Raw genomic sequence first — 18,214 nt, forward strand, 5'->3', positions numbered from 1 at the left:
TTTGCTACTACTCGCTGTTAACCATAGGTCCGGGATCGTCAGTGTCTGGATCGTTGTCCGGATCGTCCGAACTGGAATTCACCGTCACAATTGAATCATAAACACGCTTCACGAGGCCGTTGGCAGCTGCCTCTCGAAACCGATCATCGTTCATCAGTTTGGCAAAGATCTCTTCATTGCCTTCCATCCGTTCAATGAACATGCCTTCAAGCATGGAGTTAAAGACCAAGGAAAAGTTGTCCAAAGTGTTCGCTCGCGCGGCCTCACGTAACTTTTGTTTCCTTGTTGCCATTTCAACCACTTGATCGAAGAACAACTCGTCAGCCTTGTTGAATTCGGTTCCGAACCGCTCATTCAATGTGTCGACTAGCAAGCTAAGCTGGACAGCTTCATCTTTTGAAACCCCTGATCCTACTTCCGTTGGTCCTTTCAACAGTGCAGCTTCACCTTGCGAAAGGTCGATCCCGCCTTCGCTGATTTTCTGTAAGCGGTAATATTGCAGTTCCACCTCGTCACCGAGTTGAAACGGATCATCCTCAGCGCGTTTCGGCAGTTTCGGAATTAGAAGTCGAAGATATGTGTAGAATTTTTCCTGCTCGGAATCCTGGTAAGGCACGATTTGAGACAAGAATGCATATAGGTTCCGGAAGCTTGTCAGCTTGCCGCGCAGTAACTCGCGGTCACCTTCTTCGAGAGCTGAAAAACGTTCGACAGCAAGGTCAATCAACGCGTTCATGTTGCGATGATCGGTAGCTGTCGGTTCTTTGCGGTTCTTGAACCAGATCTCACAAACCTGATCGACTTCATCGCTACCAAACACCCGCCATTCTTCAATCGAGTGTTGCAACTCATACAGCTGGTGCGGATCGGGCGCTTCACCGGCGTCTGTGGTCTCGTAATAGTCTTTGAACGACTGGAAGATCTCATCGCGATCGTTCACGAAATCCAACACGAAGGTGTCTTCCTTGCCCGCCGTCCGCCGGTTAAGGCGAGACAGCGTTTGGACCGCCTGTATGCCTGACAGGCGCTTGTCGACATACATCGTGTGAAGCAAAGGCTGGTCGAAACCGGTCTGGTATTTGTCGGCCACGAGCAGCACCTGGTATTCTTCAGTGCCGAACTTCTCGGGCAACTCGCTTTCTTTGATGCCCTTGTTCATCCCGACTTCGGTATATTCCTTGTCGGGGAAGTCAGGGTCTTTCACCGAACCGGAAAACGCGACCAGAGCTTTGATGTCGCCGTAGCCTTTGTCTGTCACATACTTGTCGAAAGCCAGCTTGTAGCGAACAGCATGCAAGCGCGAGCCGGTGACCACCATAGCTTTGGCGCGGCCACCAATCTTATGTCGCGTATGGTGACGAAAGTGTTCGATGATCACTTCCACCTTTTGCGAAATATTATGCGGGTGCAGACTCATGAAGCGCGCAAGCTGCTTGGCGGCCTTCTTTCGCGGTACCTCGGGGTCATCTTCGATCGATTTGATCAGCCCATAATAGGCTTTGTAGGTCGTGTAACTCTTGAGCACGTCCATGATGAAGCCTTCTTCGATGGCTTGCCTCATGGAGTAGTGGTGAAACGGCGGTTTCCCGTACGGTCCGGGTTCATTGAACACCGCCAGCGTCTTGAACTTCGGTGTCGCGGTGAACGCAAAAAAACTGATGTTCTTCTGACGGGGGCGCTTGAGCATCTCCTGGAACAGGGCTTCTTTCGCCTCGTCCGAAAGGTTTTGCTCTTCCTCATCGTCGATGATCTGTTCGGCAATGGTGGCCGCGATGCCTTCACGGTTTAGCACCTTACGCAGCTCCATGGCGGTTTCGCCGCTTTGGGAACTGTGTGCCTCGTCCACGATCACGGCAAAGCTTTTGCCGGACGTGTCGATCTGAACGCCTTCGCCTTTCTTGGAAAGCGTGTCCAACGCTTGGGCGATGAACGGGAACTTCTGGATTGTGGTGATGACAATCGGCACTCCGCCGGACAGCGCCTTGGCCAGCTGCTGGGTGTTCTCGTCGATCTTCTCGACCACGCCTTGCTTGTGCTCAAACTGATAGATCGTGTCCTGCAGCTGCTGGTCCAAGACGCGGCGGTCAGTGATCACCACGACAGTGCTGAACACCTTCTGATCGTTCTCGTCGTGTAGACTCGACAGGCGATGCGCCAGCCAAGCGATCGAGTTGGACTTGCCCGACCCAGCCGAGTGCTGGATCAAGTAGTTGTGGCTCGGCCCCTTCGTTTTGGCATCTGCGACCAGTTTTCGCACGGAATCCAGCTGATGATAACGCGGGAAGATCATCGTTTCCTTGCGGGAGGTCTTGATCCCGCGCACAGTCACAACCTTGGTTTCCTTCACCTCCAGATGCAGGAAGCGCGCCAGGATATCCATCAGACTATCCTTGGTCAGAACCTCTTCCCACAGATAGGCCGTGCGGTAGTTGTCTTCATCCGGCGGATTACCCGCGCCTTGACCATGCCCCTTGTTGAAGGGCAGGAAAACCGTTTTCGATCCGCTCAGCCGCGTTGTCATAGAGGCTAGGTCCGTATCGACGGCGAAATGCACCAGCGCCCGTTCTTTGAAACGGAAAATCGGGCAGGTCGGATCGCGGTCGAATTTGTATTGCTTTTTTGCGTGCTCGACCGTCTGGCCAGACATTTGGTTTTTCAGCTCCAACGTCACGATGGGCAGACCGTTGACCGACAGCACGAGGTCGAGCGAAAGGCCCTTTTTCTTTGGGTCGAAATGCACCTGCCGCGTGGCGGTCAGGCGGTTGGCGGCGTAATCCGCCAGCGCGTCGGGGTTCATGCCGGAGGCAGGTGCGAAATAGGCCAGCTTCCACGTCTTGCCTAAACACTTGAACCCGTGGCGCAGCACATGCAGCGAGCCCTTGGCCGAAAGTTCTTTGCAGAGCGAGTCCAGCAGCGTGCCCTTGGAGCGATCGCCGTGGAACTCTTGCAAGCTAGCCCAGCGTTTGGCCTGTGTTGTCTCGATGAAGGCGATGACCTCGTCAGGGAAAAGCCCGCGCTCGGCATCAAAGCCGTCTGGGTCACCCAGGGCATAGCCGCCAGCCGTGGTCAGGCTTTCGGTGATGGCATCTTCAAAACGGATTTCAGTGTGTTTTCTCATGGTTTACAATCTATACGATAACTTTTTGCGTGTCGTTTTCCAAATCTTCCAAAGCCATTCCTTCGAGTTCGCTGAACAGATAATGACGAATATCCGGATAGTCCTTCAGGTATTTACCGTCTGGATCTAAGTCCGGGCCAGGGTTCTGGCAGTCTGTGAAAACGTACTTGGATACTTCCAGCTGCGCATCCCTATTGGAATAGACCGAAATCAACTTGTGCAGCGTATGGCACCACGCCTCGCCAGCGTGCAGCTGAAGCATTACATCGGAGGCTGGGATAAATGTTCGCGCTTTCTTGAACTCTATGCAATAGGCCTTCAGGCGGTTCTCGTGCGCCTGAAACAAGACGAAGTCACATTTCCTCATCCAAGGGCGCTTCCCATCATCGTCAAGAAAATGAAAAAGCGGGTTCTTGCAGGCGTCAAGACGCAATCCAAGGACACGTCCCGAAAATGTGAGCTTGGCTTTTAGGCGTTCTTTGGTCGTCTCGTCACTGTCGGCCAAGAGAATTTCATTTTCGGCGAGGTTCTCGCGCTCCTTGGCTTTGCATAGCTGGCCGTAGTGAGGCGTGTTCCCTTTACCGCTGGTTTCACGGATATCCAAAAAAGTCTTGAGGTGAGACAGATAGCCATCAGCATTTATAGGCATTTCTAGGCGACTTTAATCTTGCCAGTCACGGCATTTGTTATGAGGGCAGTTCGATATTCTTTAAGTCGCTCCACCGCTTCGCTAGTTTTCTTTGCAACCGAGTCTAATTTATACGTATCAGAAACCAAGCGATCTATAATTTGTTTTTGCTCCTCAATCGGTGGCAAAGTGATCGGCAGGATTGATTGATAACCCTCACTTAGTGAAGGAACCGCTCCTGGATTGGTGTGCTCACCGAAATCGACAGTACTCATCCAATAGAATCCCCAAAGCGGAAGTACTTTGGAAGGATCAACGATCCAAGCAGTCATGTTGTTGTCGATGCAGCAATCAGCGGTCGAGATCCGGCGGCGATTTAAAAGTAGCGCCGCGCCAATCTTTGCATACAAAATTGCATCTGGAGGAATAACTGTCGCCCTTAGTTTGGCTGCAGTCTCACGGTCAATGGTATGTGGCGCAGTTGTCAGGTGGATGCCGTCATCTGACTTGGCTAGGTCACCAACTTTGTAGAAATACAGTTCTTCTCCCTGTACATTCTGGAAATCATGCGGAAAGCCAGCACCACCCACCAATCTCCCTACATCTTTCAGGCGTCTTACTTGCCAGTGCGATGGCACTCGGTCAAACCAAACTACACCACTTGGTTTCATTGGGGCGGATGGATCGAGGCCTTGGGTAACGGCGTGGGTGATCAGAGCGGTGCGTTGTTCGGCCAGCAGGCGCAAAAGCTCTTCCTTCTTGGAGATCAGATCATCAATCTCGACCGTCTTCTCATCCAAAAACCGCGTTATGGCGGATTGTTCTTCGAGGGGCGGGATCGGAAATGGCGACGAGTTGACGTATTCAGTCTCCAGCGACTCGACTGTGGTTCCGGACTTGCTCCAAAGATCGACTAAGGTCTTTTGCAGTCCCTCAATCACCCAGTAAATGAACTCTGATTTCAGTTCGCGGAAGGGCAAGAACACTCGCATATCCTGGTTGACCGTCACGGCGACGCGATTGATCGCTGCCGGAATTGAGTGCCGAAGGATTCCCGATCTCACGACCATCATCACGTGACCTGGGGCAATCAATCCGCTTGCGCTTTGCATTGCGCCCAGTTCCGTTAAATGATCTTTAGTATCGTAGATTTCTTTTCGCTTCATGTCCTTAGGTGAGACCCATGGAATTGTACCGTCAATCCAGAACTGATCTTCGTTCTTCGAAGGCGTAGATCCTCCCTTAAAACGCGTTGCGTAGCTAAGCCGCTTAACCTCCCATCCCGTAGGCACCTGCCCAAGCCATGGGACACCGCTGTCCTTGTATGCCGGATAAGGGGCGTAACTCATGCGGTAATCCCCTTAAGCATTTCCATGATGTCGCGGGTGACATCCTCGATATCCGTTTCGATCTTCTCCAACTTGCGCGGTGGCTCGTAGACATAGAAATGCCGGTTGAGCGGGATTTCATAACCCATCTTGGTTTTTTTGTGATCGACCCAGGCGTCGGGCACATGCGGATGCACCTCGGCGGCCAGATAGATTTCGACGTGTTGATGAACGAGATCAGGCAGCTGATCATCCGTCAGCTCGCCCTCACCCGCATTCAGCATGGGCAGCTCGATATCCTTAGGCAGCGGCACCAGTTCGGTATCGCGCAGCTCGGTATCTGGCTCGGGATTGCCTTTGCCGTCCACGCAAGTGTCAGCGGTTTCATCCCGTTCCGAAAGCGCGTTCATAATTGCCTTGCGGATTGGTGCTTCTAGTTTGGCGGTCGATCCCTTGAATGCAGCATTTAGAGTTTTGGTGAATTCGGCACGGTTCTTAAACAGCGTGATTGGCATGCCTTCCAGAACCTTGAGAATCTGGCGCTGTGTTTTTTGTCCCTCGGCCACTTCCGCTGCAATTGCGTCAGTATCTTTGCGTTTCTTGCTTTGCGCCAGCTTGATGAACGCGGTCTCCACTTTGAGACGCGCGATCCGATCAGGGTCGGCTTGAAAGTTCAGCTTGAGCGGGCGTTCAACGGTGATCTTGAGATACCCGAAATCACTATTGTCGAAGATCTTGGAGCAAATGCGTTCTTTGGTCTTGCCATCAATGATGACTTGCGAGGTGTCATCATCTTTGTACTGTGCATATAGCCGCGTGATTTCCCCAATGTGGTCTGGCTTGCCATCCTCGCCGTCGCCGAGTTCGTTGCGTTTATTGCCCAGACTCTTGCGCATCTTCATGAAATGCTTAGTGCCGTCGATCAACTGCACCTTACCGCGTCGCTCGGGGCGTTTGCGGTTCGAGACAATCCAGATGTAGGTGAAAATTCCGGTGTTGTAGAACATCTGATCCGGCAGTGCGATAATCGCATCAAGCCAGTCATTTTCGATGATCCAGCGGCGGATATTGCTTTCACCAGAACCCGCGTCACCTGTGAAGAGGGGCGAGCCATTGAAAACGATTGCGATCTTGGAGCCATCGCCGCCGAGTTCTGGGCTGGGGCGCATCTTGCTGATCATGGTTTGCAGAAACAGCAGTGCACCGTCATTGATACGCGGCGTTCCCGCACCAAAACGACCAGAGAAACCGAGCGCATCGGCTTCTTTCTGAACGATGGATTGCTGGGATTTCCATTCCACACCAAACGGCGGGTTGGCCATCATGTAATGGAATTTCTTGTCCGGGTGGCCGTCTTCGGTTTTGCCGTCGCCCAGTGTGTCACCGAAGTGAATGTTGTCGATCGGTTCATCCTTGATGAGCAGGTCCGAACAACAGATTGCGTAGGATTCTGCGTTATATTCCTGGCCGTAGAGGATAAGGTTGGCTTGAGGGTTCTGCTCGCGGATGTATTCTTCGGACACCGAAAGCATGCCGCCGGTGCCACAAGTGGGATCATAAATTGTCCGCGCGATGCCGGGCGTGTAGACGTCTTCATCCTCGGTATACATCAGGTGGGCCATGAGGCGGATGACCTCGCGCGGGGTAAAGTGATCCCCGGCTTCTTCATTTGCTTTTTCGTTGAATTTTCTGATCAGCTCTTCAAAAACATAGCCCATTTGTAGGTTGCTGACCCGTTTAGGGTGCAGGTCGACATTTGGGGAAGTGAAGTCCTTAACAACCATGAAAAGACGGTTGGCATTATCGAGTTTTTCAATCTCGTTGTGGAAATCGAACTTTAAGAAAATATCTTTCGCCTTCGGTGAAAATCCTTCGATGTAGGTAACGAGGTTACGAGCAATGTTGTTCGGATCACCCAGCAGTTTTTCGAAATCGTACTGGCTTACATTGTAAAGCGGTTGCTCGCGGTCGTCAGATGCAGTTTTCCCGAGGATTTTGTGGATCGCTTCTTCGCTATGCCCTTGCGCTTTCAGCTTTTCGTACTGAGCTAGCACTTTCTCTTTGTTCAGGGCCAGCACCAGATCCATGCGGCGCAGCACAGTCATTGGCAGCATGACACGACGATACTGCGCTGGCTTGTACGGGCCTCGGAGTTTGTTGGCGATCTTGTCAATAAGCCCAACAAGTTGATCGTGATTCTTATTCAAAAGATTTGTCCCTATCTGCTCGACATCTATTGCTGGAAATTTATGCGTATTCTCGGACGTTTACCATCCAAATCACGGAGTAACGTAGCCGGACAGACGGTGATTGGGAATGCATAAAGTCGAATCTGAGAAAAGGCGACATGTGGGCAACATGCCCGCTCCATCAAGAAAGCCCTTCGAGCTTTCATGTTGATGACGAAAAGGGGTATAAGCGCCACGGACAAGCCGTCTCTGCGCCTCGACACTCTGGCAGCTGCAAACGGGTTTGCACATGAAAACGCCCACGACGCTTTGGCAGATGTGTAAGCCACTATTTACATGTCACGGTTAATACGAGACCAAGCGTCTGCAGTTTGGAATTCTTTGATGCCTCTGGTGGACAAGGGTGTGGTAACGGCGGCGCTGACATCAGGTGTGCAAGTGCATCGTAGAATATCACATGGGCGGCCCGTCGTTGCGCGCTGTTGTCGGCTGCGGACACGACCCAAAGGGCCCAACCATGCAGGCTGTGTTCGATCTCCATTGCGCCCCGGCTGAGGTTTTGAACTTGAGCGAGGACGACCTAGCCGAGGAGACGAAAGGACCCAACCGGGCGCTGCGCACGGTTTACGCGAATAGGATACCTGCTTTGGTTGATCTGGGACTTGCACCAGACTTGGAAACCGCTACCGACCTGCCATTGACTGAGATCGTCCGCCGGGCCGCTGTAATGTCCGCTGACGGTCACTTTGCGGTGCGGGTGGGCATGGCAATGGCGCAGCGCTACCCGCCCTTCGAGCCCGCCCAGGTGGTCGAGAGCCGGATGTATGCGGGCTTCCCTAACCGCGCTGACGAAAGCCGAATGCAGGCCTTTCACGCGGCTGGTTGGGATGATCGAGCAGAGATAGCTGAAACCATAGAGGATGACCGATATCGGGAACTAGCGCGGCGGCGTGTATTTATGTACGCGCCAGAGGCTATACCCACTGCGCAACGCGACCAGTTGCAAACCTGGCTGGAGAATAGGCAACATGGGCGTGAAGGTATCGAAGCCGGGCGTACAATCTCTGAGGCGATTGAGGAATTGAATAAGGATACAACCGCCTACGAAGCAAGAGAAATTAAGGCCATCCGATCCTGGTTGCAGGAATTTTAAGAATGACTGCGGTCAGGGAAACCCAGAGCGGGGCGCTACGGTGCACCGATCTTTTTTGTAACTTGTAACCGTAACTTAGTTCAGAAGGTTTCAGAAAAGCAAAAAGGCGGGGCACCGTAGCGCCCCGCTGGGTAGGGTTGCCTGGTTTGGGCCTAATGTTACGTTACAAGTTACACTGGGCGGTCAAAATGGCGGCTCGTCGCCACTCCCTGCATTGAATTGGCTGATGACCACAATGCCACCGTCAATCCGCTGAGCGATGTACTCTATCTTGCGTTCTTCGATGCTGCCGCGCGCGAACCCTTTGCGCTGGGCTTTCTCGCGCTTGCCTAGGTCGTGCATGCGATGGGTGCCATAGTCCCACCCTAGCCCAGCCATGACCGCCTTGATCCGCCGAGTATCCATCGTCGACATGCGGGCGGTGTCGGTACCAAGCAATAGCTTGACGCTGTCCATAGACACCCGCCCCTTCTTTCCACCAAACGCATCTTCCAAAACATCTGCATAGGCATCTTCGACCATACGCTGACCCTGCACCTCAGCAGCGGCAGTCCACAGTTTCGGAGACAGCGTGATTGAATCACCCGCCGCGTCGCGGACAACAGCCTCAGCCCACAACTGGTCAACATCAGCCGCGAAACGCGCGAGATCGATTTTCCTCACCGTCACCGGCCAGATACGACGATTACCAGTCAAGTCACGTAGATAGGCGATTTCATTCGTAGTGCCCAAAATGATGCAATGACGGCGAAATTCAGCTGCGTTGCGAGCATAAGCGGGACGGAACATGTCTACCGCGGTGCTCAGGAATTTCTTCAAGCTCTGGCTCGTCGTCTTGTTCATACCGTCCAGTTCCTGACATTCAACAATCCACGCGCGAGACATCATTTCTGCTTTGGTTTTGTCGTCGCTCTTTAAATCCAGACTACCGCAGAACCATTCATCGCGGATGGAGAGAAGCTGCGCGATTTGGGATTTTCCCGCCCCCTGCGCGCCTTCTAGAACCAGCATCGTGTCGAACTTAACACCCGGTTGCTTGATACGGCGCACACCTGCAATCAGCAACTTGCTACCAAACTCGGTGTTCAGCTCATTGTCGTTCGCACCGCAGTATTGGGCCAACCATTTATCGATGCGCGGCGTACTATCCCAAACTAGGCCATCAAGGTAGTCAATCACTGGGTGATATTTCTGCTCGTGCGCGATAGACAGCAGTTCGCGTTTAATAACGGCAGGCGTTGCCTTGAAAGACAAGTCGCGAGCGAACGCACTGGAAAGGATTTCAACGATATCGTTTAGGTCGCGCCCATCCAATCCATAACCGCAGAACTCGTCCGTTTGAGTGAAGGTGTTGCGTTGTGCATCCACCTCCAGCGCCGCCAGCGCAAAGCGAACATTCTGCGGATCATTCCGGATCGGCTGTCCATCATCGCAGGCAGGCCAGCCACCTGTGCGCGCCTCAATCACTGCCATCGCACGCACAACTTGACGGTGCGCGTAGGTAAGTGAGTTAGGGCTTTCCAGCACATGGGCGCTGATGCCTACATCCGGCGACATGATAATTGACAGCACATGCCCCGGCTTCATTCCGCGAAATAGCATCCACATCGTAGCAGCGAATACCAGTTCGGAACGCGATGCGTAGTTCTTACCGGGCGGGTTATCGCCCGACATGATCGCCTCAACCCAATAAGGGTGTGACGGCAAAAATTCTGCAAGATTTTCCGGAAGTGGGAGTGGTGTAATCTCGACGGTAGGCACAGCCAAGCCAGTGGAATTCCCGGCCGGCTTGATAGCACTTTTGGGCACCTTCACACGGAAATCTCCAACCGCATATGACCGAGGCGGCTTAGTCAGTTCCATCGGTTCAAAATGCCATGCCAGTGCCGGCTCGCGACCAGATTTACGCTTCTTGTCGTTCAGCCAGTTCATTGTCCACGGCAGACGGAGCAAACGATCCGCGTTATGCGTTCCCGGTCCACCTTGAAGAATAAACAACAAAGCCCTGTTCAAGACTTCGGCTTGCTCAACTTCCAGCGGCTCGTCTAACTTCCAAACCGCCTGGCACCCCCACCAGTGAACCACATCGCCGTAGGCAGAGGTATTCCTTTAGGGCGCTTCTTCTCATCGTGCAGGACACTTAATACAATATCCTTCTGTTCGGTTTCCTCGCCGGGATAATCTTTGAAGTCGAGATCAACATGCAGGAAACGCGCGGTGGACAGATTTTCCTTCTTACGTTTGCCCGATAAAAACTCAGCATTAGGTAAGAAGTACATGTTGCGCTGCACATTATCTGAGTTGCCGGATTCAACAAAGGCCATGGCTTTCACTTCGTTTTGGGGTGCAAAATTCTGCGCATTCGGCTTAACGTTGCCTTGGCTAGCCATAGATTCGAGATGCATGGGCGCGTTCGAGGTCAGCCAGCGCAGGAACTCTATTGCCCGGGACGGGCTTGGCTTCAATTTATTCGCCATCAGTGAAATCCCCACAGCTACGAGCCTCCAGCCATTCGTCAATAATCGCGCGGCGGTAGAACACACGCGCGCCGATCTTCAGGTAGGCTGGGCTTTTCAAATTGGAGCGGCGCTTATCGAAAAATGAAGCGCTCATGTGGGTGTATTCGGCGACCTGAGCGGTCGTCAAAAGATCGAGTTTTTTAGATTCAGCCATTGTAATCTCCATACTGAACCGAGCCCGCTACATTTGCAGCAGGTTGGCTTGTGGAAGACTACGGCGTGGGGTTTGCGTTCCATTAAGGGACCACTACACGTTAATTGGTCCCGCCGTCCTACTACCGGCCTTTCACCGGCCCTGCGTTTGTCGTTTACGCTCTTGGGGCATATTTCTTGTAGGCAGAAGCACCTTATCAAACTGCCAGCCATTTTCAATCCCATAATTAGGGTCGTGCAAGACCGTCCAAAACAATCAAACCCGATCCAATGCGCGCGTATGCGTGACGCAATATCTCGAAGATCAGGGGTTATACACTTAAGGGTTGGTCTTTAATTGGGAACCGTACGCGTGGATTTCGTCGGAGAGGCCACCCGTCCCACTGCATGCTATCAATGGGGTGTGGCTCGCAGTGTTTCCCGGGTTAAGAGAAAAATGCGGCTTACGAACGGGTTTGGACCGATGGGACTTGGCCGGTGCCAGCGTCTACACCTGTCGAGGCTGAAATGGCGCCATTTCAAATCCTAGTTGCATACCGAAAAAGCCGACCCAGAAGGATCGGCTCTAACTAAATGCCCTGAAGTATTCATGCAGCAAGTAATCGATGCCGTTCGGTGATTTCACGTACGGCTGTTATAAAGCCGCCTAGGTGATTGTGGCCTTGCTTCCACCAGAATGGACTCCCATCGCTTCTGTGTCGCAGCTCGAAACCAAGCTGCGACAAACGTGGGCTGCCAATGATATCGTGCGCCGGTGAAGCAAGAAGGTACTGTCCGTTGGGCTTCGTACTCAAGCCTCCAATCTTACCGAGATCACAGTGGTAAAGCATCAGTTGCACCTTACCGGCTTTGACTTCATAGACGCTCGTCATTTGGTAGGTTTCGAACACGCTGCGTGCCCTTGGGCTTATTCCCTGAACGAGCGCCACGACACCGTGGAGAAGGTTTTGTGTATCAGTCATCTGAGCCTCCTTTTGGATCGCATTCATGATCGATAAGCCACCGGTTTACGGCGTCAACGTGATAGAGAATTTTGCCACGTATACGCAGGAACTTCGAGCCATAGACATAGATTCGCCCTTTCGCAAAGTATGATGTGCTGAACCCAGTGAAGGCTGCAATTTCTTTGGTCGCCAGAAGACTTCTGGCGTGCGTGATATTGTTCACGTCCAAAAGATTGGCGTGCGATATGTTTTTCTTTTTCATTGATTTCGACTTTCGAGATCACGCGAAAAATCGCGCTTAACTAACGTTTAGGCCTGAGTTGGCGAATGTTATGTGTTAATAGATCTCGGGCGGACAGTGCCGCATATGGGGGCCAGAACGGATTATCCCCAACCATTTTGCGGCCTTGCACCGCGCCACGGATTATCAGTCCGCTTTAGTTTTTCCTTCTTATGGGTTTACCTATTTCCTATTTCCAATTTGAGGTCAAGAAATGTTTGTATGTATTCCAACGCGATCCAAAACCATCTAGCTCACGCGTAGCCGTGCAAAACAGGTTAGTTGTGGCCCTCTGCACAAATGTACCCGACTAGCATAATCGTCCTAACAGGAACTGCGCGATAAACGAACCGCGAGGACACGCAATGGCTCATCGCATTACTGCATGCTAGACAGCATACATGAGTAGTAGAAACGAAGACCTGAATCACTTTTATGAATTGATGGATGCCTTGGAGCATGGACTGGGAGGCAAACGCACCTTGGCTCAGTGTCATGGGCGCCTACCGTGGCCAGAACGCGGCGTCTATTTTTTCTTTGAGGCTGGTGAAGAACGCGCGACTTCCGGGCCGCGCGTAGTCCGTGTTGGAACGCATGCGCTAAAGACTGGCTCGAAAACCAAACTATGGAATCGACTATCGCAGCATCGAGGTTCAGCACGATCTGGCGGAGGTAATCATCGTGGCTCAATCTTTCGGCTAATCGTCGGCACCGCCTTAATGGAGCGGGATGGCCATGCCTCAGCAAGTTGGGACGATAGGCAGTCCACGGCTCCGCGGGAGGTGCGCGCGGCCGAACACCCTTTTGAACAAACTGTGAGTACTACGATCGGTTCAATGCAATTTTTATGGCTTCCTGTGAATGACGAGGCAGGTCCCAAAAGCGCGCGTGGAATCATAGAGCGAGGTTCAATCGCTCTACTAAGTAACTGGGAGAAAGCGGCAATAGATCCACCGTCGAAGAATTGGCTGGGGCATCACTGCAACCGGGACCGCGTGCGTACTTCTGGTTTATGGAACCAAAATCACGTCAACGAAGAATACGATCACTGGTTCCTTAGTGACCTGGAACAGTTCGTCAAACAAGCGGGAGCTAACACGTGATTGTCGTCATTCAATGTGCGGGATCGAAGCGGCTGGATGCCGGAACATTTGAGAGCCCTGATGGCAGATTTGTCGACTTTGTTGCTAATCCTGAGGATGCTCCAAAAGATGAGCGATTTTACGCGAGACCTGATGATTCTTGCCCGGACGGCGGCTCATGGCGAGACCGGCTTGTAGCTTACAATCTGGACCCGCAGGATAATCCACTGAGATTTATCCGATCCTGTGAACTGTACACGCCACCCATCTATGCTCGGCTTTCTAGAGAAGTCGATCACTCACAGTTGTACATACTGTCGGCCGGTTGGGGTTTACTTGCAGCCGATTTCCTTACTCCAGCCTACGACATCACATTTTCCGCTCAAGCGCCCAGGTTCAAAAGGCGACGCAAAAGGGATAACTTTAGAGACCTTTCCATGCTTCCTGATCGAGCTGCTGGGCCAGTGCATTTCTTTGGAAGCAAGGACTATGTCCCTCTATTTGCGAAGCTGACGGCCCAGTTTAGCGGACCGCGAATTGTTTATTACAATAGTGCAGTTCCACCTAACTTTCAGGGCTGTAGTGCGGTGCGATTCAACACCACGCGCCGCACCAACTGGCATTACAGCTGCGCTGCCGCATTTCTCGAAGGCGACCTCGAAAACCCATATGTGTGATTTTCTGGAGAATTGGAGCAACAAGAGAAATAGGGACAAAAATTACACATGTTCACAGCCACCCGCGCGCCCGCTTACCTGGCAGGTATAAAACCCGCCAATTTGAAGGGGCCGCTAGGGTTTAGTGGGGTTGGCACGGCCGCTGGCAATGTTGTGCCTAAAGCGTCGAGCTTAAATATTGAATCGATAGGATTCCGTTGAGTTCAGTTTTGTGATTCACTCTGGTTGGGAGGATGGATCATGTCAGCAGCATTACCGATGGCGCTTCGGGCGCGGTTTCAAGAGTACATTGAGGAAGGGTTGAGCGGTCGTGCGGCGGCGGCGCGTTTGAAGGTTTCGGCGGCCACGGGCGTTCGCTGGCTTCGCAGAATCCGTGAGCGAGGCAATGCCACACCGGATGTCCAAGGGCGACCAAAAGGACACGGAAAGCTCGCGCTCCACCGTGAGTTTCTTGTAGAGTTGGTCGCGCAGGATGGTGACATCACACTGCCAGAACTGGCCGGAGCGCTGAAGGCCGCCACGGGTGTTGTTGCCCATTCTGCATCTATCGGACGGTTCCTGCGCAAACTTGGTTACACGTACAAAAAAAGTCACTGGTGGCCACCGAGCGGCTCCGCGCCCATGTGAAGCTGCGTCGTCGGGACTGGTTCCGGTACCGTATTCCGGCAATGCAAGCGCATCCTGAACGGCTCGTCTTCATAGACGAGACGTCAGTAAAAACCAATCTGACCCGACTACGTGGGCGCAGTCTATGCGGAAAGCGTCTGGAAATGGACGCACCGTTTGGGGCGTGGGGCACTCAGACGTTCATTGCAGGCCTGACGCAAGATAACCTGATTGCACCATGGGTCATCAAGGGGGCGATGGATGGTGAGGCGTTTGAAGTCTACGTCCGCAATGTCCTTGCCCCGGAACTGCGACCAGGCACTGTCGTCATTTGCGACAACCTTGCCACCCATTACAACAAGGCGGCTGCAGAAGCCTTGCGGGAAGTCGGGTGCTGGTTCCTCTACCTGCCGCCGTACTCACCCGATCTCAACCCCATTGAAATGGCCTTCTCAAAACTCAAAGCCCACCTTCGAAGGATCGGAGCCAGAACATTTGACCAGATGTTCGATGCCCTCGCCAAAATTTGCAATCTCTTCACGCCAGACGAATGCTGGAACTTCTTTTGTGAGGCGGGATACGGATCAAGTTAAAAGCTCGATGCTTTAATTAACATAACTGCGCTTATGCATTCACTTAGCATAAGGACGCTTATCAATTCCCAAAGCCTTGGTAGACATTGCTATCCAACTGGAAAGCCCACGAACATAATGTGCTCACTTAAACTTGCAGCAATGTCTCCATTGCTTCCTTACGTGGTTGATCCGCTAATTCCACAAAGACTTCAGGCGGAATAGACGTGACCATTTCACTTGCATTTCGTATGCCGAGCGGAGAAAATCCAAAGGGAGCGAGCACCGCTGTAAGTTTTTTGACCCTGCCGCTGGGTGCCTTGCCCCAATACTTGGTGATTTCCCTTTCAATCGTACTTCTGTCGGACATCCCGAACGAGATAGCTCGTAAGGCAAACTTTTCGATGTCTGTTTTCAAAAGAACCTCACGATCTAACGATGCAATCACCCGATGTGAAACGGAAATAAGCGAGGAAAGTTCTTTGAGGCTTGGTGATTTACGATCAAGATAGCCATTCAGCGCACGGTTGATGTCCAAGTGCGAATGCTCTCTGTAAAAAAGATCTGCGCTAGAAACCAGAATCTGCTGCGTTTCCTCCGAGATTGTATCTTTCGCAGATCCGTGTACGTGACGGTTCCGCCAAGATAGGAATAGGTGCATCGACGCTTTGTAGGCATCACATACGCCACCGTATGTTGATATTAGTGCATCCAGACGGGTTTTAAGAGATGGTCGCTTGCGCTTTCCAAAGTGGGCGTGTTGAAATTTACGAAATTGGCTCTCAATCTCTTCCATCCCCAGTTTTTCTAGGTCAAGCTGAGCAACGAAGCGATCGATGTCTTTTTGCGAGAATTGCGTGGCATCACTACGATCAATTTGAAACTCTCCAGACAATAGACTTCTCAGCTCCGTAAGCTGAACTGGAGAAGGATCGCTAGATATATTTCGCAGGTAAGTATCAACCGCATCGACGACAAATACCATTGCGGAGTCAGTTGCAAAACCTTTGGCAAGATCGGCAGAAGAATTGAGGTTCTTTGGATTCCAGCCGACTGCTAGATCGTGCGGCTTGGTCGCGACTCCGGATCTCACACCTTCAAGGCCAACCATAATCGTATTAAGACGAAAATTAGCATATCCCGCACGATCTCGAAAAACTTTTGCTGCGCGGGTACGTTGAATAAAAAGTTCTTGATCCATTGTTCTCTCTAGTCGCGTGGGTTGGACTTGAACCAACGTCCCTGCTAATCAAAAGGCAAGTCGAATACACTCGCGGTAAAGAGCAGGTGCCCGCCTCTGGACCACCACGCGAAAAAGTTTCTTTGCAATTTCACTTGGTCCCATAGCCCCTCTAAGTGGCGCCGTCTAGGTCTGTAGGGCTTTCTGCGGGTTCAATGTGAACATAAGGGCGCTTATGCTCCTCAAGGCACAGGACCATCGTTCAAAAAAGCAGAAGGCCCAGGGAAACCAGCGTGCCCAGAGTGCCCAGTATGCTTGCTACCTTGAAGCCAGTACTGTTGTAGAGTCTGTCGGCAAGCCCTGGCGTTTTCCGAAGTATCAACATCATTCTTGCCGAACGTCCAAGGACCCTCACAACTTCATCTCGGCCCTGGATGATCGCGTCAGCCTTTGTAACCCCCGGCAAAGGGGGCGGTCCGGCCTGCAGCTCTTCCGTGAGGAACAGAACGTCCTCACGCATTTGATCTTGGAGTTCACCCTCAGTAATCGCTTTAAGCACAGAGTCGGCGTCTACGATTTGTGCAAGGTCTTGGTCTGTAAGCTCTTTTACAGCTTGTTCTTGAAGAATTTTTCTGTTTTCTGCCACTACGGGGTGAGTAGCTCTGATACCTTGAGCACCTTCCCTTAAGCTGGTTACAAGAGCGTTGTTCTCGTCAGAGGGAGGCAGTTCTTCAGATGCAATTTTTGAGACTATGCTTCCGTGTGTGGAAGTGAAATCCATCTCAACACGTTGAGGATCATTAGAATAACGCAGAAGAGTTCGACGCAGTCTACGGATTTCGAGCGCGTTTTCATTTAGTCCATTTGTGGGATTGGCAAGGATATCATCAACCGCATCAGCCACCTGAGAAAGAGCTGCGCCAAGAAGGTCAGGCTTCGCGACCTCTATGGGCCGTACGCTGAATGTTCCAAGTTCGGGATTAGATACTAGCTCCTCGGAGAGGGGAAGCCGACGGCTGAGCTCTTCGGCGCCATCTAGGTCACTCTCGGTTTCGTCACCATTATCGTAAAAATCCTGCCCGGGTGTTGGGCTCCAATCAAAAATACCTGTTTCATCCGTTATCGATTGGGCAACCTTTTCAATAAACTTGAAAGGATATTCATCGGAATACGCTTCCTCTAGCGCTCCAAGCGCCGTCTCGGAACTCCCAAAGACCCATTTGTAGCCACCCTCCGCCGATATGTATGGCAGTCTTTCGACCGGGTCTTCGTAGTTTGTGTAGAACCAATCTTTCATTTCCTCAGCAGCGGATTCAGCGTCAAAGTCTTCGGCGTTTTCATCTTCCATTTCGTCGATGTTGACTGAAAAGTTTGAAAGAACTTCGTGCCCGTTCGCAACGAGATTGGGCTCGTTTGCAAATCCCTGAGGGTACTCAGAGAAGGTCCAGACGAGCTCACCCAAGTTTTCGTGATCCAGTGCGGCCGACCATTCGGTCTCCGGGCCCATGTCGCGCTCTTGTGTCGACTGAACTTCCCAGTCGAGCTCATTGGCTTCGACCTGATGGATTGCGCCGGTTTCATTATGGCGAATACGTGCACTTCCTGTTGTCTCGATATGCATACGCGCCCTTGTTCTTCGGTGTCCAACGTCAAACTCAGCATCGGACATTCCGGCGCTCAAGCCAACTAGGTTAACACATAAATTTTTGATATTGCGTCGTTAAGCGCGTGTATGTGATCTTGTTCTCTAAAACCGGAAGTAGTCTAGGCTCCTAATTTGGCCGT

The 18,214-nt window shown here is 52.1% G+C and carries 14 protein-coding genes and 1 tRNA gene; 4 read left to right on the top strand and 11 right to left on the bottom strand.

The annotated features are described in order from the left end of the window. Positions 1-7 precede the first annotated feature (7 nt). Genes RC74_RS01885 through RC74_RS01900 form a run of 4 tightly spaced genes read right to left on the bottom strand, consistent with a single transcriptional unit; the run spans position 8 to position 7,281 of the window. Complete coding sequence (locus RC74_RS01885; protein ID WP_052275131.1) at positions 8-3,118, bottom strand: type I restriction endonuclease subunit R; 3,111 nt, start codon at positions 3,116-3,118, stop codon at positions 8-10. A gap of 10 nt (positions 3,119-3,128) precedes the next feature. Then, the gene (locus RC74_RS01890; RefSeq protein WP_156477397.1) at positions 3,129-3,722 is read right to left on the bottom strand and encodes a hypothetical protein; all 594 of its coding nucleotides are present in this window, start codon (positions 3,720-3,722) and stop codon (positions 3,129-3,131) included. A 47-nt stretch (positions 3,723-3,769) separates the two neighbouring features. Then, positions 3,770-5,095: a restriction endonuclease subunit S gene (locus RC74_RS01895; protein WP_052275133.1), complete on the bottom strand. Its 1,326-nt coding sequence runs from the start codon at positions 5,093-5,095 to the stop codon at positions 3,770-3,772. Continuing rightward, on the bottom strand, positions 5,092-7,281 hold the full coding sequence (locus RC74_RS01900) for a type I restriction-modification system subunit M (protein ID WP_039004522.1): 2,190 nt from the start codon (positions 7,279-7,281) through the stop codon (positions 5,092-5,094). The genes RC74_RS01895 and RC74_RS01900 overlap by 4 nt, the downstream gene beginning before the upstream one ends. A gap of 499 nt (positions 7,282-7,780) precedes the next feature. Between RC74_RS01900 and RC74_RS01905 the strand changes: the two genes are divergently transcribed. Next, positions 7,781-8,416: a hypothetical protein gene (locus RC74_RS01905; protein WP_039004523.1), complete on the top strand. Its 636-nt coding sequence runs from the start codon at positions 7,781-7,783 to the stop codon at positions 8,414-8,416. Positions 8,417-8,599: 183 nt separating this feature from the next. On the opposite strand, the gene RC74_RS01910 is transcribed toward RC74_RS01905, so the two are convergent. The 4 genes from RC74_RS01910 to RC74_RS01925 all read right to left on the bottom strand — a co-directional run bounded on the left by RC74_RS01910 (position 8,600) and on the right by RC74_RS01925 (position 12,050). Further along, entirely contained in the window at positions 8,600-10,348 is a 1,749-nt protein-coding gene (locus tag RC74_RS01910; protein ID WP_156477398.1) for a virulence-associated E family protein, read from the bottom strand. A gap of 113 nt (positions 10,349-10,461) precedes the next feature. Continuing rightward, positions 10,462-10,893: a hypothetical protein gene (locus RC74_RS01915; RefSeq protein WP_062628110.1), complete on the bottom strand. Its 432-nt coding sequence runs from the start codon at positions 10,891-10,893 to the stop codon at positions 10,462-10,464. Beyond that, positions 10,883-11,089, bottom strand: a complete 207-nt coding sequence (locus RC74_RS01920; protein WP_039004525.1) for a helix-turn-helix transcriptional regulator — start codon at positions 11,087-11,089, stop codon at positions 10,883-10,885. Before RC74_RS01920 ends, RC74_RS01915 begins: the two co-directional genes overlap by 11 nt. Positions 11,090-11,675: 586 nt before the next feature. Beyond that, positions 11,676-12,050, bottom strand: a complete 375-nt coding sequence (locus tag RC74_RS01925) for a hypothetical protein (RefSeq protein WP_039004526.1) — start codon at positions 12,048-12,050, stop codon at positions 11,676-11,678. A 705-nt stretch (positions 12,051-12,755) separates the two neighbouring features. Between RC74_RS01925 and RC74_RS23840 the strand changes: the two genes are divergently transcribed. The 3 genes from RC74_RS23840 (at position 12,756) to RC74_RS21540 (ending at position 15,270) form a co-directional block, all read left to right on the top strand. Further along, positions 12,756-13,415: a GIY-YIG domain-containing protein gene (locus RC74_RS23840; protein ID WP_052275140.1), complete on the top strand. Its 660-nt coding sequence runs from the start codon at positions 12,756-12,758 to the stop codon at positions 13,413-13,415. Beyond that, a complete protein-coding gene (locus RC74_RS21535) occupies positions 13,412-14,071 on the top strand; it encodes a hypothetical protein (RefSeq protein ID WP_082802159.1) in 660 nt (219 codons plus the stop codon). Before RC74_RS23840 ends, RC74_RS21535 begins: the two co-directional genes overlap by 4 nt. Positions 14,072-14,311: 240 nt before the next feature. After that, positions 14,312-15,270 (top strand): IS630 family transposase gene (locus RC74_RS21540; RefSeq protein ID WP_156477400.1). Its coding sequence is split into 2 segments (ribosomal slippage): positions 14,312-14,653 and positions 14,656-15,270, totalling 957 coding nucleotides; the frame shifts between segments, so codons are not numbered across the junction. A gap of 127 nt (positions 15,271-15,397) precedes the next feature. Here the strand turns inward: RC74_RS21540 and RC74_RS01950 are convergent. The 3 genes from RC74_RS01950 to RC74_RS01955 all read right to left on the bottom strand — a co-directional run bounded on the left by RC74_RS01950 (position 15,398) and on the right by RC74_RS01955 (position 18,098). Next, positions 15,398-16,450: a hypothetical protein gene (locus tag RC74_RS01950; RefSeq protein ID WP_039001699.1), complete on the bottom strand. Its 1,053-nt coding sequence runs from the start codon at positions 16,448-16,450 to the stop codon at positions 15,398-15,400. A gap of 12 nt (positions 16,451-16,462) precedes the next feature. Beyond that, positions 16,463-16,561, bottom strand: a tRNA-OTHER gene (locus RC74_RS22030). Positions 16,562-16,691: 130 nt separating this feature from the next. Beyond that, positions 16,692-18,098 carry a hypothetical protein gene (locus RC74_RS01955; RefSeq protein WP_052274773.1) on the bottom strand — a complete coding sequence of 469 codons (1,407 nt, stop codon included), beginning with the start codon at positions 18,096-18,098 and terminating at the stop codon, positions 16,692-16,694. Between the last annotated feature and the right edge of the window lie 116 nt (positions 18,099-18,214).

It is taken from the genome of Falsihalocynthiibacter arcticus (genome assembly GCF_000812665.2).
GTDB lineage: Bacteria > Pseudomonadota > Alphaproteobacteria > Rhodobacterales > Rhodobacteraceae > Falsihalocynthiibacter > Falsihalocynthiibacter arcticus.